At 59.0% G+C, this 13,615-nt stretch carries 13 protein-coding genes and 1 pseudogene; 7 read left to right on the top strand and 7 right to left on the bottom strand.

What is annotated here, in order from left to right; genetic code table 11:
• The first annotated feature begins 2 nt into the window (after positions 1-2).
• Both RS887_RS25110 and gltS read left to right on the top strand, forming a co-directional pair.
• Positions 3-371, top strand: a complete 369-nt coding sequence (locus RS887_RS25110) for a DUF4870 domain-containing protein (protein ID WP_322617505.1) — start codon at positions 3-5, stop codon at positions 369-371.
• A gap of 383 nt (positions 372-754) precedes the next feature.
• Positions 755-1,960 carry a sodium/glutamate symporter gene (gene gltS / locus RS887_RS25105; protein WP_322617504.1) on the top strand — a complete coding sequence of 402 codons (1,206 nt, stop codon included), beginning with the start codon at positions 755-757 and terminating at the stop codon, positions 1,958-1,960.
• An 84-nt stretch (positions 1,961-2,044) separates the two neighbouring features.
• Here the strand turns inward: gltS and RS887_RS25100 are convergent, their stop codons facing one another.
• Positions 2,045-2,824, bottom strand: coding sequence for an exodeoxyribonuclease III (locus tag RS887_RS25100; protein WP_003176915.1), 780 nt, complete (start codon positions 2,822-2,824; stop codon positions 2,045-2,047).
• A gap of 82 nt (positions 2,825-2,906) precedes the next feature.
• Here RS887_RS25100 and pyrE point away from each other — a divergent pair, with 82 nt between their 5' ends.
• Positions 2,907-3,551 carry an orotate phosphoribosyltransferase gene (gene pyrE / locus RS887_RS25095; protein ID WP_034147724.1) on the top strand — a complete coding sequence of 215 codons (645 nt, stop codon included), beginning with the start codon at positions 2,907-2,909 and terminating at the stop codon, positions 3,549-3,551.
• Between the two features lie 179 nt (positions 3,552-3,730).
• On the opposite strand, the gene argB is transcribed toward pyrE, so the two are convergent.
• The 4 genes and pseudogenes from argB to coaBC all read right to left on the bottom strand — a co-directional run bounded on the left by argB (position 3,731) and on the right by coaBC (position 7,965).
• Positions 3,731-4,636 (bottom strand): acetylglutamate kinase, encoded by a 906-nt coding sequence (argB, locus tag RS887_RS25090; RefSeq protein WP_007996521.1) that lies wholly within the window; start codon positions 4,634-4,636, stop codon positions 3,731-3,733.
• Positions 4,637-4,653: 17 nt separating this feature from the next.
• A pseudogene (locus RS887_RS25085) lies at positions 4,654-6,030 on the bottom strand (phosphomannomutase/phosphoglucomutase); the annotation flags it as partial.
• A 265-nt stretch (positions 6,031-6,295) separates the two neighbouring features.
• Positions 6,296-6,751, bottom strand: a complete 456-nt coding sequence (gene dut / locus RS887_RS25080) for a dUTP diphosphatase (RefSeq protein ID WP_007975171.1) — start codon at positions 6,749-6,751, stop codon at positions 6,296-6,298.
• 5 nt (positions 6,752-6,756) lie between these two features.
• Complete coding sequence (coaBC, locus tag RS887_RS25075) at positions 6,757-7,965, bottom strand: bifunctional phosphopantothenoylcysteine decarboxylase/phosphopantothenate--cysteine ligase CoaBC (protein WP_102700099.1); 1,209 nt, start codon at positions 7,963-7,965, stop codon at positions 6,757-6,759.
• Positions 7,966-8,100: 135 nt separating this feature from the next.
• On the opposite strand from coaBC, the gene radC reads away from it, so the two are divergent.
• On the top strand, positions 8,101-8,775 hold the full coding sequence (radC, locus tag RS887_RS25070) for a RadC family protein (protein WP_008018261.1): 675 nt from the start codon (positions 8,101-8,103) through the stop codon (positions 8,773-8,775).
• Positions 8,776-8,899: 124 nt separating this feature from the next.
• Here radC and RS887_RS25065 read toward each other — a convergent pair whose 3' ends face one another.
• Complete coding sequence (locus RS887_RS25065; protein WP_322617503.1) at positions 8,900-10,486, bottom strand: ABC transporter substrate-binding protein; 1,587 nt, start codon at positions 10,484-10,486, stop codon at positions 8,900-8,902.
• A gap of 446 nt (positions 10,487-10,932) precedes the next feature.
• Here RS887_RS25065 and rpmB point away from each other — a divergent pair, with 446 nt between their 5' ends.
• Together rpmB and rpmG are read left to right on the top strand one after the other, a co-directional pair.
• Positions 10,933-11,166, top strand: coding sequence for a 50S ribosomal protein L28 (gene rpmB, locus RS887_RS25060; protein WP_003177273.1), 234 nt, complete (start codon positions 10,933-10,935; stop codon positions 11,164-11,166).
• An 11-nt stretch (positions 11,167-11,177) separates the two neighbouring features.
• Positions 11,178-11,333 (top strand): 50S ribosomal protein L33, encoded by a 156-nt coding sequence (rpmG, locus tag RS887_RS25055; protein WP_003177274.1) that lies wholly within the window; start codon positions 11,178-11,180, stop codon positions 11,331-11,333.
• A gap of 189 nt (positions 11,334-11,522) precedes the next feature.
• On the opposite strand, the gene RS887_RS25050 is transcribed toward rpmG, so the two are convergent.
• Positions 11,523-11,885 (bottom strand): cupin domain-containing protein, encoded by a 363-nt coding sequence (locus RS887_RS25050; RefSeq protein ID WP_322617502.1) that lies wholly within the window; start codon positions 11,883-11,885, stop codon positions 11,523-11,525.
• A gap of 234 nt (positions 11,886-12,119) precedes the next feature.
• On the opposite strand from RS887_RS25050, the gene RS887_RS25045 reads away from it, so the two are divergent.
• Positions 12,120-13,613, top strand: a complete 1,494-nt coding sequence (locus tag RS887_RS25045; RefSeq protein ID WP_322617501.1) for an aldehyde dehydrogenase — start codon at positions 12,120-12,122, stop codon at positions 13,611-13,613.
• The last annotated feature ends 2 nt before the right edge of the window (positions 13,614-13,615 follow it).

Below are 13,615 nucleotides of genomic sequence, written 5' to 3'. Positions count from 1 at the left end.
CCATGAGTGACGAGCAACTACCGCTGCCCACGCCGAGCCAAGAGGTGCGTCAGTGGGCGATGTTTTGTCACTTGTCCGCCTTGCTGGGGATCTGGATTCCGTTCGGCACGATCATCGGCCCGCTGATTCTCTGGCAGATGAAGCGCGAGATGGACCCGTTCATCGATGCCCAGGGCAAGGAAGCGTTGAATTTTCAGATCAGCGTCGCGATCGCCTCGGCTATCTGCTTCCTGCTGATGGTGGTGATTATCGGGTTCTTCCTGTTTGGCCTGATTGCCATAGGCGCGTTGGTATTGACCATCATCGCTGGGGTGAAAGCCAATGAGGGGTTCCCTTACCGGTACCCGTTCACTTGGCGATTGATCAAGTAAGCCAGGACGCTGATGCTGTTTTAAGTGCAGTTCAATACAAATGCCCCGACATGTCGGGGCATTTGTTTTTTTGCAATCAGATTAATCTCTATTGTTGCGTACTTGGTCGCTCACTATTCAAATGAAGTCTATTCGTGCGCATAATATTTTTTACACGTTTAGACACAAACTGCAAAGCTCAGTACGGCTTGTATGCTTGGCAATGAGACTTGGCGGTTGATAAGGTTGCCCCAAGTAATATTCATCAAGAAATATTTCGATATATTCGGACCATTGACGGACTCTGAATCCAATACCAACCAGCGTTGAAATTCATCAACCTGTTCAAGAGGCGTGTCCAGGTAAAAAGTTCGCCCCTGAATATATAAACAAGAATATCCAGAATGCTTCAGCTTGATTTTTATGGAACACTAGTCGCTGCCTCTTTAGTACTTTTGCTGGGGCGCGCTCTTGTCACGCGTGTCGGTTTTTTACGTACTTACAATATCCCTGAGCCTGTAGCCGGCGGCCTGGTGGTTGCCTTGGGTCTTCTGGCTATGAGAGCCCTCGATATTGAAGTTCGCTTTGACACCTCGCTGCAAACGCCCTTGATGTTGGCGTTTTTTGCCACCATCGGTTTGAGCGCAGACTTCGCCAGCCTGAAGAAGGGCGGGCGCGTCGTGGGGATTTTTCTTCTGGCTGTTGTCGGGCTTCTGGTGATCCAGAATGCGATGGGCATCGGACTCGCAACGGCGTTGGGGCTCGATCCTTTGATGGGCTTGCTGACAGGCTCGATTACGTTGGCAGGCGGTCACGGTACAGGTGCTGCGTGGGGTGCGACATTCAGTGAGAAGTTCGGGCTGGCTTCTGCCTCTGAACTGGCAATGGCCTCCGCAACGTTTGGCCTGGTACTGGGCGGTTTGATTGGTGGGCCTGTTGCCCGCCTGCTCATCAGCCGTGTCCAGCCCCCCGGTCTCGAGCAGGAAAAGCCACGGCTGCCAAAGGGCTTTGAACAACCGAACAAAGAGCGCTCGATCACGTCATTTTCGCTTGTCGAGACCCTGGCTCTGATCGCTGTCAGTCTGCTGGCGGGCTCACTCCTGAATGGGTGGCTCCAAGGAACCACCTTTGAATTGCCTACATTCGTTTGCGTGTTGTTCGTGGGTGTGGTTTTACGAAACGGGCTCTCAGCACTTGGCGTGTATCAGGTGTTTGAGCGTGAAGTCTCAGTGCTGGGGAATGTCAGCTTGTCACTGTTTCTGGCGATCGCACTGATGTCACTCAAACTCTGGGATCTGGCCGCACTGGCTTTGCCGATCGTCATCATCCTGGCTGCGCAAACGTTGGTCATGGCCCTGTTTGCGATTTTTGTGACGTTCAGAATGATGGGCAGTAACTACGATGCGGCGGTACTGGCGGCAGGGCACTGCGGTTTTGGACTGGGTGCGACGCCAACAGCCATCGCCAACATGCAAGCGGTGACACAGCGCTACGGGCCTTCGCAGATAGCATTTTTGGTGGTGCCAATGGTGGGCGCTTTCTTTATCGACATTGTTAATGTCATCGTGATCAAGTTATACCTTGCACTGCCGTTTTTCGCCGCGGCTTGACGTTTAGAGCGCATAAAAAATGCCCGTATCTTGCGATACGGGCATTTTTTTGACTGTCTATCATGCCGCGCAGTGAAAAATCACTTAGATGGTCAGCGTCCAGTCGTAGTCCACGATCAGCGGCGCGTGTTGCGAGAACCGCGGTTGGCGTGGCAGGCGTGCGCTGCGTACGAAGCGGCGCAGGCCCGGGGTCAGCAGTTGATAGTCGAAGCGCCAACCGAGGTTGAGCATCTCCGCCTGTTCGTTGTCCGGCCACCAGCTGTACTGGTCGCCTTCACGGCTGACTTCCCGCAGGGCGTCGACATAACCCATGTTGCCGACAATCTCGTCCATCCAGGCACGTTCAGGTGCCAGGAAGCCCGGAGATTGCTGGCTGTCACGCCAGTTCTTGATATCCAGCTTCTGTTGCGCCACGTACAGCGAGCCACAGTAAATGTACTCGCGACGTTTGCGTCGCTGTTTATCCAGATAACGGGCGAAGTCGTCCATTAGCTTGAACTTCTGGTTCAAGTCTTCATCGCCGTTCTGCCCCGAAGGGAGCAGCAAGGTCGCGATGCTGACCTTGTCGAAATCGGCTTGCAGGTAGCGCCCGTAGCGGTCGGCCGTCTCGAAACCGAGACCGCTGATGACAGCCTTCGGTTGCAACCGCGAATACAAAGCCACGCCGCCTTGGGCAGGGACTTCAGCATCGCAGGCATAAAGGAAGTAGCCATCCAGTTGGAAGGCTGGGTCATCCAGTTCAAAGGCGGAGGCACGGGTGTCCTGCAGGCAGATGACGTCGGCATTCTGTGCTTGCAGCCAACTGAGCAAACCACGCTCGACTGCAGCCTGAATACCATTGACGTTCACACTGATGATCCGCATAAATGGCCCCAAAAATCGCGTGCGTGTATGATACACGGCGTCAAGCTAATTAGCTAAATCCGTGGTATTTGGGGTTTTTTTCATGCAAGCGTATCAGCGCGATTTCATCCGTTTTGCCATCGATCGCGGCGTTTTGCGCTTCGGTGAGTTCACCCTGAAGTCCGGGCGCACCAGTCCTTACTTCTTCAACGCGGGCCTGTTCAATTCGGGTTCGGCTCTGGCACAGCTGGGGCGTTTCTACGCCGCCGCCATTGCCGAGAGCGGCATTTCGTTCGACGTGCTGTTTGGCCCTGCCTACAAAGGCATCCCGCTGGCGGCGACCACCGCTGTTGCGCTGGCCGAGCATCACAACCGTGACCTGCCATGGTGCTTCAACCGCAAGGAAGCCAAGGCCCACGGCGAAGGCGGCAGCCTGGTTGGCGCACCGCTGACCGGTGAAGTGCTGATCATCGACGACGTGATCACTGCCGGCACCGCCATCCGTGAAGTGATGCAGATCATCGCCTCCCAGGACGGCGCCAAGGCGGCAGGTGTGCTGATCGCCCTGAACCGTCAGGAGCGTGGCAATGGCGAGTTGTCGGCGATCCAGGAAGTCGAGCGTGACTTCGGCATCCCGGTCATCAGCATCGTTTCGCTGAACCAGGTGCTGGAATTCCTGGCAGACGATCCGCAGCTCAAGCAGCATTTGCCAGCCGTGGAAGCCTACCGCGCACAGTTCGGCGTTTAACCGCAATTCCCTTGTAGGAGCGAGCTTGCTCGCGATGCACGACAGAGCGCCGCTTTTCGCCAGGCGCCCCGCGTTATCGTTGACGTTTTTCGCGAGCAAGCTCGCTCCTACAGGGACTGTGGAATAAAAAAGACCCCGCTCAGCCAGGCCGAGCGGGGTCTTTTTGTTTGTGCGATCGCTTAGTGACGCTTGCGATTGCTGATCAGGGTGCCCACGCCGGTATCGGTGAAGATTTCCAGCAGGATCGCGTTTGGCACGCGACCGTCGATGATCAGCGAGCTGCCAACGCCGCCCTGGACCGCTTCCAGTGCGCAACGGATCTTCGGCAGCATGCCGCCGTAGATGGTGCCGTCGGCGATCAGTTCGTCGACCTGTGCAGTGCTCAGGCCGGTCAGGACTTTGCCTGACTTGTCCATCAGGCCGGCGATGTTGGTCAGCAGCATCAGCTTCTCGGCTTTCAACGCTTCGGCGACTTTACCGGCCACCAGGTCAGCGTTGATGTTGTACGACTCGCCGTTGGCGCCGACACCGATCGGCGCGATCACCGGAATGAAGTCGCCCTTGACCAGCAGGTTCAGCAGGTCGGTGTTGATCCCGACCACTTCGCCCACATGGCCGATGTCGATGATTTCCGGGGTGGTCATTTCCGGCGTCTGGCGGGTGACGGTGAGCTTCTTCGCACGAATCAGCTCGGCGTCCTTGCCGGTCAGGCCGATGGCGCTGCCGCCATGACGGTTGATCAGGTTGACGATGTCCTTGTTGACCTGGCCGCCGAGGACCATTTCCACTACGTCCATGGTCGCGGCATCGGTGACGCGCATGCCGTCGACGAAATGGCTCTCGATCGACAGGCGCTTGAGCAGGTCACCGATTTGCGGACCGCCGCCGTGAACCACCACCGGGTTGATGCCCACGGCCTTCATCAGCACGATGTCGCGGGCGAAGCCGGTTTTCAGCTCCTCGCTTTCCATCGCGTTGCCGCCGTATTTGATCACCAGTGTCTTGCCGACATAACGGCGGATGTAAGGCAACGCTTCGGACAGGACCTTGGCGGTGTTGGCGGCGGCTTCGCGTTCGAGGGTCATTCAGGGCTCCGGGTGAATCAGAACGGTAGTTGGAGATCAGGTGCAACGCGCTTGAGCTGGATGCGGAACACATCCTTGATGCGTTGCAGTTCAGCCTCGTCATCGGCCTCGAAACGCAGCACCAGCACCGGTGTGGTGTTGGATGCGCGTACCAGGCCCCAGCCTTTGGCATAGTCGACTCGCACGCCGTCAATGGTGGTCAGGTCGGCGCCTGCGCCCCACTGTGCATCGTGCAGTGCATCAATGATGCTGAATTTGCTCTCTTCGGTCACATGGATATTGATTTCCGGCGTAGAAATATCGTTCGGGAAGGTCGCGAACAGCTCTTCCGCCGAGGATTTTTCCTTGCTGAGGATCTCCAGCAACCGCGCGGCGCTGTAAATGCCGTCGTCGAAACCGAACCAGCGCTCCTTGAAGAAGATGTGCCCGCTCATTTCGCCGGCCAACAGGGCGCCGGATTGTTTCATTTTCTTTTTGATCAGCGAGTGACCGGTCTTCCACATTAGCGACCGGCCGCCGTATTCCTTGATCAGCGGGATCAGGCGGCGGGTGCATTTGACGTCGAAGATGATTTCGGCGTCAGGGTTGCGCGCCACGACGTCGCGGGCGAACAGCATCAGCAGGCGGTCCGGGTAGACGATGCTGCCGGTGTTGGTCACCACGCCGACGCGGTCGCCATCGCCATCGAAGGCCAGGCCGATGTCAGCGTTGGTTTCCTTGACCTTGTTGATCAGGTCCACGAGGTTTTCAGGCTTGCCCGGGTCCGGGTGGTGGTTCGGGAAGTTGCCATCCACTTCGCAGAACAGCGGGATGACTTCGCAGTTCAGCGCTTCGATCAGTTGCGGGGCGATTACGCCGGCCGCGCCGTTGCCGCAATCGACGACCACTTTCAGGCGACGGGCCAGCTTGATGTCCTGGACGATTTCGGTGGTGTAGCGGTCGAGGATCTCGACCTGGGTGATGCTGCCCTGGCCGCTGCTCAGGTTGTTGGTCTTGAGGCGGTCGTGCAGGGCCTGGATCTGTTCGTTGGCCAGGGTGTCGCCGGCAATGACGATCTTGAAGCCGTTGTAGTTCGACGGGTTATGGCTGCCGGTGAGCATCACACCGGATTTGCCGGCGAGCACGTTGGCGGCGTAGTAGAGCGCCGGAGTCGGAACCAGGCCGACATCGCTGACGTGGCAGCCGCTGTCGGCGATGCCTTTGATCAGCTGCGCGACCAGCTCCGGGCCGGACAGGCGGCCATCGCGACCGACGGACACGTTCGGTTCGCCCTGGGCCAGGCTTTGCGAACCGACGGCGCGGCCGATCCAGTAAGCGGTCTCGGCGTTCAGGAATTCCGGAACGGTGCCGCGAATGTCATAGGCGCGGAAAATGCTGTCAGGGAACTTGGGTGCGATCTTGGCCGGGGTGTTCATCTGTGAAAATGCTCCATCTCGAAAGTGGCTGGACAGGCCGACGAGTCATTCGGCGGCAGGTTCAAACTGAAGGGTATGACGGCGTTTTCCACAGAGAGTTCGTGGTGTGAAAGGGCCATGACGCCCCCGACGGCAAGGGTTCGGCCAGGCAATGCCTTGATTTTCGGTGCTAAAGCTTGCAGATGACAATTTGAATTTTGTGGCGAGGGAGCTCGATCCCCCGCCACAGAAGAGCGTAACCAGATCAGCGGGTACCGGTATGGCCGAAACCGCCAGTGCCGCGCTCGGTTTCAACAAACTCTTCAACCATCTCGAAATGAGCCTGCACCACCGGCACCAGCACCAGTTGCGCCAGGCGTTCGCCGACCGGCATGGTGAATTCGGTCTGGCCACGGTTCCAGCAGGAGACCATCAATGGGCCCTGGTAGTCGGAGTCGATCAGCCCCACCAGGTTACCCAGCACGATGCCGTGCTTATGGCCCATCCCCGAGCGCGGCAGAATCAGCGCTGCCAGGTTCGGGTCACCGATGTAGACCGACAGACCGGTGGGGATCAGCACGGTTTCACCCGGCTTGATCACGGTGTCCTGCTCCAGCATGGCGCGCAGGTCGAGGCCGGCGGAGCCCGGTGTGGCGTATTGCGGCAGCGGGAATTCGGTACCGATGCGGGGGTCGAGGATCTTGGCTTGCAAAGCGTGCATGTAAATTAAACCTGGTTCAGACGTTCGGCGATAAAAGTGATCAGCTGGCGAGCAATCTTGCTCTTGCTGGTCTGGGCGAAGAGTGTGGCGTGAAGCTCACGGTCGATAACGCTGCAGGCGTTTTCTTCGCTGTTGAAGCCAATGCTCGGGTTGGCGACGTCGTTGGCGACGATCAAATCGAGGTTCTTGTCTTTCAACTTGCGTGCAGCGTAATCGAGCAGGTGCTCGGTCTCGGCGGCGAAACCGACACTGAACGGGCGGTCGGGACGGGTGGCGATGGTGGCCAGAATGTCCGGGTTGCGCACCATCTGCAGCAGTAAGCCGTCGCCGTTCGTAGGATCTTTCTTGAGTTTCTGTGGGGCGACGACTTCCGGGCGGTAATCCGCGACTGCTGCCGAGGCGATGAACAGGTCGCAAGGGATCGCGGCTTCGCAGGCGGCGAGCATGTCGCGAGCGCTGACCACGTCGATGCGGGTGACGCGATCCGGGGTCGGCAGGTGCACCGGGCCGGTGATCAGGGTCACGCGGGCGCCTGCTTCCACCGCGGCTTCGGCCAGGGCAAAGCCCATTTTCCCGGAGCTGTGGTTGGTGATGTAACGCACCGGGTCGATGTTTTCCTGGGTCGGCCCCGCCGTGATCAACACGTGTTTGCCGGTCAGTGCCTGCCGCTGAAAGCAGTCGGCGGCGCATTGGGCCAGTTCAAGGGCTTCGAGCATGCGTCCCAGGCCGACGTCACCGCAGGCCTGGCTGCCGGAGGCCGGGCCGAAGACCTTGATGTCGCGGCTTTCGAGGGTTTGCAGGTTGGCCTGGGTCGCCGGATCGCGCCACATCGCCTGGTTCATGGCTGGTGCAACGGCGACCACTGCGTCAGTGGCCAATACCAGCGTGGTCAGCAGGTCATCGGCAATGCCTTGGGCCAGGCGGGCGATCAGGTCCGCCGTGGCGGGGGCGATCAGCACCAGGTCGGCCCATTTGGCCAGTTCGATGTGGCCCATGGCCGCTTCGGCTGCCGGATCCAGCAGGTCCAGGTGGACCGGGTGCCCGGACAGGGCCTGCATGGTCAACGGGGTGATGAACTCTGCGCCGCCTCGGGTCATGACCACGCGCACTTCGGCGCCCTGATCGATCAGGCGGCGAACCAGGTCGGCGCTCTTGTAGGCAGCGATGCCGCCGCCGACGCCCAGAACAATGCGTTTCCGATACAGCCGCTGCATAGGCCTGCCTTTCAATTCGTTGGTGACATACGTGGCGAAACCCCCTCCCCAGGGTGAATTCGCCCGCAAAAAAGATGGGCTACGATATCACAGCGACCGCTAGGGAACAGCGGTGCCCACAGACAGGGAGGTGCTATGAGTATTCGCGATTGGCCGGCGGCGGAGCGGCCACGGGAGAGGTTGCTTGAACAGGGCTCGGGAAGTCTTTCGGACGCCGAACTGCTGGCGATTTTTTTACGAACAGGCGTGGTGGGCAAAAGCGCAGTAGATCTGGCGCGACACTTGTTGAATCAGTTTGGCAGCCTGCGTTCGCTGCTTGAAGCCGATCAGGAAACGTTCAGCAAGCAGCTGGGGCTTGGGCCGGCGAAATTCGCTCAGTTGCAAGCGGCTCAAGAAATGAGCAGGCGTCATTTGGCCGAGCGCGCGCGCCAAAAATCGGCACTGGAGAATCCGCAGGCGGTTCGCGAGTACCTGAAATCGATGCTGCGCCACGAGCCACACGAGGTGTTTGGTTGCCTGTTTCTCGATTCCAAGCATCAGGTGCTGGGGTTTGAGACGCTGTTTCGCGGCTCCATCGACAACACCAGCGTTCATCCGCGAGAGGTGGTCAAGCGCGCCTTGGCCAACAACGCAGCGGCATTGATCCTCTGCCACAACCACCCGTCGGGTAATTCCGACCCCAGCCAGGCTGACCGGGTGCTCACCAAGCGTCTGCAAAAGGCGCTGGAGCTGATTGATGTGCGGGTGCTCGACCATTTCATCATCGGCGACGGCGACCCGCTGTCGATGGCCGAGTATGGCTGGATGTAGCACGCGATCATGTAGGAGCGAGCTTGCTCGCGATGGTGGCAGGGACGCCGCGTTCATTCAGGTGGCCCTCGTCATCGTTGACGTCCATCGCGAGCGAGCTCGCTCCTACAGGTTGTGATCTCGTTTATTTCAGGTTGACCTTGGAGTAATCCTGCCGACCGAACGGGCTGACCGAGTACCCCTCGACATCCTTGCGTGTCAGCGCAAAGGCCGTCGGGTGGGCCAGGGGTAGCCACAGCGCCTGCTGCTGGATCTGCGCCTGAGCCTGTTCGTAGAGCTTGCTGCGCACACCTTGCTCGCCAGTGGTCTTGCCGGCGCTGATCAGCTTGTCCAGGTCCTGGTTGCAGTAGCGGGCGAAGTTGGTGCCGGACTTGACCGCGGCGCAGGAAAACTGCGGCGTTAGGAAGTTGTCCGGGTCGCCGTTATCACCAGCCCAGCCCATGAACAGCAAGTCGTGTTCACCGGCCTTGGCGCGACGGATCAGTTCGCCCCATTCGATCACGCGGATCTCGGCCTGAATGCCGATTTCCGCGAGGTCGGACTGCAGCAGTTGAGCGCCAAGGCTCGGGTTCGGGTTCAGTAGGCTGCCCGACGGACGGGTCCAGATGGTGGTCTGGAAGCCATCCTTGAGCCCGGCCTTGGCCAGCAATGACTTGGCCTTCGCCACGTCATGGGGGTAGCCCGGCAGGCTTTTGGCGTAGCTCCAGGTGTTGGGCGGGTAGGGGCCGTTGGCGGCTTCGGCAGTGCCTTCGAACACAGCTTTGAGATAGTTGGCCTTGTCGAACGCGAGGTTGATGGCCTGACGGACTTCAGGTTTGTCCAGCGGTGGATGCTGGCTGTTGATGCCGACGAATGCAGTCATGAAGGCGTCAGTCTTTTCGACTTTCAGGGTCGGCTCTTTCAGCGCTTCCTGTACGTCCAGAGGCTTGGGCGACAGGGCGATCTGGCATTCGTTACGGCGCAATTTCTGCAGGCGCACATTGGCGTCCGGGGTGATGGCGAAGATCAGCGGGTCCACCGACGGCTTGCCGCCGAAGTAATCCGGGTTGGCCTTGTAGCGGATCGAGGCGTCCTTCTGGAAGCGGGTGAACACGAACGGTCCCGTACCGATTGGCTGACTGTTGAGCTTCTCGGGCGTGCCGGCCTTCATCAGTTTGTCGGCGTACTCGGCCGAATAGATCGAGGCGAAGCCCATGCTCAGGGTCGCCAGGAAGGTCGAGTCCGGATGGTCTAGGGTGAAGCGCACGGTCTGTGGATCGAGGGCGTCGATCTTCTTGATCAGTGCAGGCAACTGCATCGATTGCGCATGCGGGAAGCCGCTCTGGGCGACTTTGTGCCACGCATTGGCCGGGTCGAGCATGCGGTCGAAGCTGAAAATCACGTCTTCGGCATTCAGGTCGCGCGTCGGGGTGAAGTACTCGGTGCGATGGAATTTCACCTGCGGGTGCAATTTGAACACGTAGATCAGGCCGTCGGGGCTGACTTCCCAGCTGTCGGCGAGGCTGGCGACCACTTTGCCACTGGCCGTGTCGAAGTCCACCAGGCGATTCATCAACACGTCGGCCGAGGCGTTGGTGGTGGTCAGCGAGTTGTACTGCACCACGTCGAACCCTTCGGGGCTGGCCTCGGTGCAGACGCTCAGGGCGGCGGCAAAGGCCTGTGGGCTCAGCAGAAGCGGGGCGAGCAACAGCGGTAGGGCAGCGAGGCGCATGGTCGGTTCCTTTACAGATCGAAGGCCCATCTGCAAGTGCAGTCTGGAAAAGGCTTACCCTAGTAGGCTCTTTTGCAAATGACTATCCCCTTTTTCATTTTGAAGCGACTATAGGCGACTGATTTTGCTGGGCAGCGATTGAGCAAAAACCCTGGTTGGCTCGATGAGCAGATTCTCTGCGACGAGCGGTCGCCATCGACGATAGCCTTTGTCCAAGGCGCTCGGAGCCCGGAAAACCGGGTTTTTGTTAATTCAACGCACACCGAATGTTGTTGCTCTCCAGTCTTTCTGGTATAAAGCAGCGCTCTTTTCTAGGGGCCCGGTTCCTTCACTGTAGGTGTAGCCGGTAAGACCCTTAAAGAAACGCGGCGCCTGGCGCCAAATGACTGAGAGATTAAGCGGCCAACCCATGCCGGGTTGGGCATGTGGTTTTAGAGGGCTGAGGCATGTCTAGAGTCTGTCAAGTTACCGGTAAGGGTCCGGTGACTGGGAATAACATTTCCCACGCAAACAACAAAACCCGTCGTCGTTTCCTGCCGAACCTGCAGCATCACCGCTTCTGGGTTGAAGAAGAGAAACGTTTTGTGCGTCTGCGCGTATCTGCCAAAGGCATGCGCATCATCGACAAGCGTGGCATCAGTGTCGTGCTGGCCGAACTTCGTCGCGATGGCAAGGTTTAAGGGAGCTAATCATGCGTGAATTGATTCGTTTGATTTCGAGCGCCGGTACTGGTCACTTCTACACTACCGACAAGAACAAGCGTACTACTCCGGACAAAATCGAGATCAAGAAATATGATCCGGTTGTTCGCAAGCACGTGATCTACAAAGAAGGCAAAATCAAGTAATTGATTTTTCTCTCTTACGAAAAAGGCCCGTATCGCGAGATACGGGCCTTTTTTGTTGCCTGCGGGTTATGCAGTGCCTGTCAGGGCCTCTTCGCGGGCAAGCCACGCTCCCACAGGTTTTGTGATCGACACAGATCCCTGTGGGAGCGAGCCTGCTCGCGAAGAGGCCGGCCTAGACAGCGCAAATCTTCAGGCCTTTTGTTCAAACGCCACATAGATCTTGCGGCATGGCTCCAGCACCTCCCAGGTGCCGCGAAAGCCTGCCGGGATCACGAAGCGATCACCCACGCGCAGCGTCTTGGCGTTGCCGTCGAGGTCACGTATCACGGAAACCCCCTGCACGATTTCGCAGTATTCGTGTTCGGTGAAGTTCACCGTCCATTGGCCGACAGCCCCTTCCCACACGCCGGCGTTCAATTGGCCGCAAGGGCTGTTGTAGTGGTTGTACACCACTTGCTCGGGATCACCCTTCAGCACTTTGGTCGGATCCGGGCGATAGCGCTCGGCGGTGGTGGTGGCCTGGCTGAAGTCGACGATTTTCTGGATGCTCATTGTTGTATTCCCCCGTGAGTGCGACGCGAGTGGTTGATAGAGGCAAAGTCTATGTTTATTAAAATGAACATCGCAAGGCCGTTTGACGGCGTTATGTCAAATATATTGAAACTTCACCTGTCGCTGGTTTAGGGTGGTGGTTGCCTTGGGCCGACAAGCAGGCTGGCCGGGCAGAATTCCTGACAGCGCCCGCGAAGAACGCGGGTGTCGTATCAATAAGAGGAGGACACTCGCATGACCACCCTGACCCGTGCCGACTGGGAACAACGTGCCCGCGACCTGAAAATCGAAGGCCGCGCCTATATCAATGGCGAATACACCAACGCCGTTTCCGGCGAGACCTTCGAGTGCATCAGCCCGGTCGATGGCCGTCTGCTGGGCAAGATTGCCAGCTGTGACGCCGCCGATGCCCAGCGCGCTGTGGAAAACGCCCGCGCCACGTTCAATTCCGGTGTCTGGTCGCGCCTGGCGCCAACCAAGCGCAAATCCACCATGATCCGTTTCGCCGGCCTGCTCAAACAGCACGCCGAAGAGCTGGCCCTGCTTGAAACCCTGGACATGGGCAAGCCGATCAGCGATTCCCTGTACATCGACGTTCCCGGCGCGGCACAAGCCCTGAGCTGGAGCGGCGAAGCCATCGACAAGATCTACGATGAAGTAGCGGCCACCCCGCACGATCAACTGGGTCTGGTGACCCGTGAGCCGGTGGGTGTTGTTGGCGCCATTGTGCCGTGGAACTTCCCGCTGATGATGGCGTGCTGGAAACTGGGCCCGGCGCTGTCCACCGGTAACTCGGTGATCCTCAAGCCGTCCGAAAAATCCCCGCTGACCGCCATCCGTATCGCTGAACTGGCGGTCGAAGCCGGCATCCCGAAAGGCGTGCTGAACGTATTGCCGGGTTACGGTCACACCGTCGGCAAGGCCCTGGCCCTGCACAACGACGTCGACACCCTGGTGTTCACCGGCTCGACCAAAATCGCCAAGCAACTGTTGATCTACTCCGGCGAGTCGAACATGAAGCGCGTCTGGCTCGAAGCCGGTGGCAAGAGCCCGAACATCGTGTTCGCCGATGCGCCGAACCTGCAGGATGCTGCCGAAGCCGCTGCTGGCGCCATCGCCTTCAACCAGGGCGAAGTCTGCACCGCCGGTTCGCGCCTGCTGGTGGAGCGTTCGATCAAGGATAAATTCCTGCCGCTGGTGATCGAGGCGCTGAAGACCTGGAAGCCAGGCAACCCGCTGGACCCGGCGACCAATGTTGGCGCGCTGGTCGATACCCAACAGATGAACACCGTACTGTCCTACATCGAGTCCGGTCATGCCGACGGCGCCAGGTTGGTGGCCGGTGGCAAGCGTACGCTCCAGGAAACGGGCGGCACTTACGTTGAGCCGACGATTTTCGACGGTGTGAGCAATGCGATGAAGATTGCCCAGGAAGAAATCTTCGGCCCGGTACTGTCGGTCATCGAATTCGACAGCGCCGAAGAAGCCATCGCGATCGCCAATGACACGCCGTACGGCCTGGCCGCCGCGGTCTGGACTGGCGACATTTCCAAGGCTCACCTCACCGCCCGCGCACTGCGTGCCGGTAGCGTGTGGGTCAACCAGTACGATGGCGGCGACATGACCGCTCCGTTCGGTGGCTTCAAGCAGTCCGGCAACGGTCGCGACAAGTCCCTGCACGCGTTCGACAAATACACCGAGCTGAAGGCGACCTGGATCAAGTTGTAAGC

Source organism: Pseudomonas sp. BIC9C, from assembly GCF_034541995.1.
Taxonomy (GTDB): Bacteria; Pseudomonadota; Gammaproteobacteria; order Pseudomonadales; family Pseudomonadaceae; genus Aquipseudomonas; species Aquipseudomonas fluorescens_CC.
Note: the sequence above shows the minus strand (reverse complement) of the source record. Positions and strands in the feature narration are given on the sequence as shown.

Excerpts from the sequence above, each read along its gene's own strand:
- RS887_RS25110 (WP_322617505.1), top strand. The coding sequence starts at position 3 with ATGAGTGACGAGCAACTACCGCTGCCCACGCCGAGCCAAGAGGTGCGT.
- gltS (WP_322617504.1), top strand. The coding sequence starts at position 755 with ATGCTTCAGCTTGATTTTTATGGAACACTAGTCGCTGCCTCTTTAGTA.
- RS887_RS25100 (WP_003176915.1), bottom strand. The coding sequence starts at position 2,824 with ATGCGGATCATCAGTGTGAACGTCAATGGTATTCAGGCTGCAGTCGAG.
- pyrE (WP_034147724.1), top strand. The coding sequence starts at position 2,907 with ATGCAAGCGTATCAGCGCGATTTCATCCGTTTTGCCATCGATCGCGGC.
- argB (WP_007996521.1), bottom strand. The coding sequence starts at position 4,636 with ATGACCCTCGAACGCGAAGCCGCCGCCAACACCGCCAAGGTCCTGTCC.
- dut (WP_007975171.1), bottom strand. The coding sequence starts at position 6,751 with ATGCACGCTTTGCAAGCCAAGATCCTCGACCCCCGCATCGGTACCGAA.
- coaBC (WP_102700099.1), bottom strand. The coding sequence starts at position 7,965 with ATGCAGCGGCTGTATCGGAAACGCATTGTTCTGGGCGTCGGCGGCGGC.
- radC (WP_008018261.1), top strand. The coding sequence starts at position 8,101 with ATGAGTATTCGCGATTGGCCGGCGGCGGAGCGGCCACGGGAGAGGTTG.
- RS887_RS25065 (WP_322617503.1), bottom strand. The coding sequence starts at position 10,486 with ATGCGCCTCGCTGCCCTACCGCTGTTGCTCGCCCCGCTTCTGCTGAGC.
- rpmB (WP_003177273.1), top strand. The coding sequence starts at position 10,933 with ATGTCTAGAGTCTGTCAAGTTACCGGTAAGGGTCCGGTGACTGGGAAT.
- rpmG (WP_003177274.1), top strand. The coding sequence starts at position 11,178 with ATGCGTGAATTGATTCGTTTGATTTCGAGCGCCGGTACTGGTCACTTC.
- RS887_RS25050 (WP_322617502.1), bottom strand. The coding sequence starts at position 11,885 with ATGAGCATCCAGAAAATCGTCGACTTCAGCCAGGCCACCACCACCGCC.
- RS887_RS25045 (WP_322617501.1), top strand. The coding sequence starts at position 12,120 with ATGACCACCCTGACCCGTGCCGACTGGGAACAACGTGCCCGCGACCTG.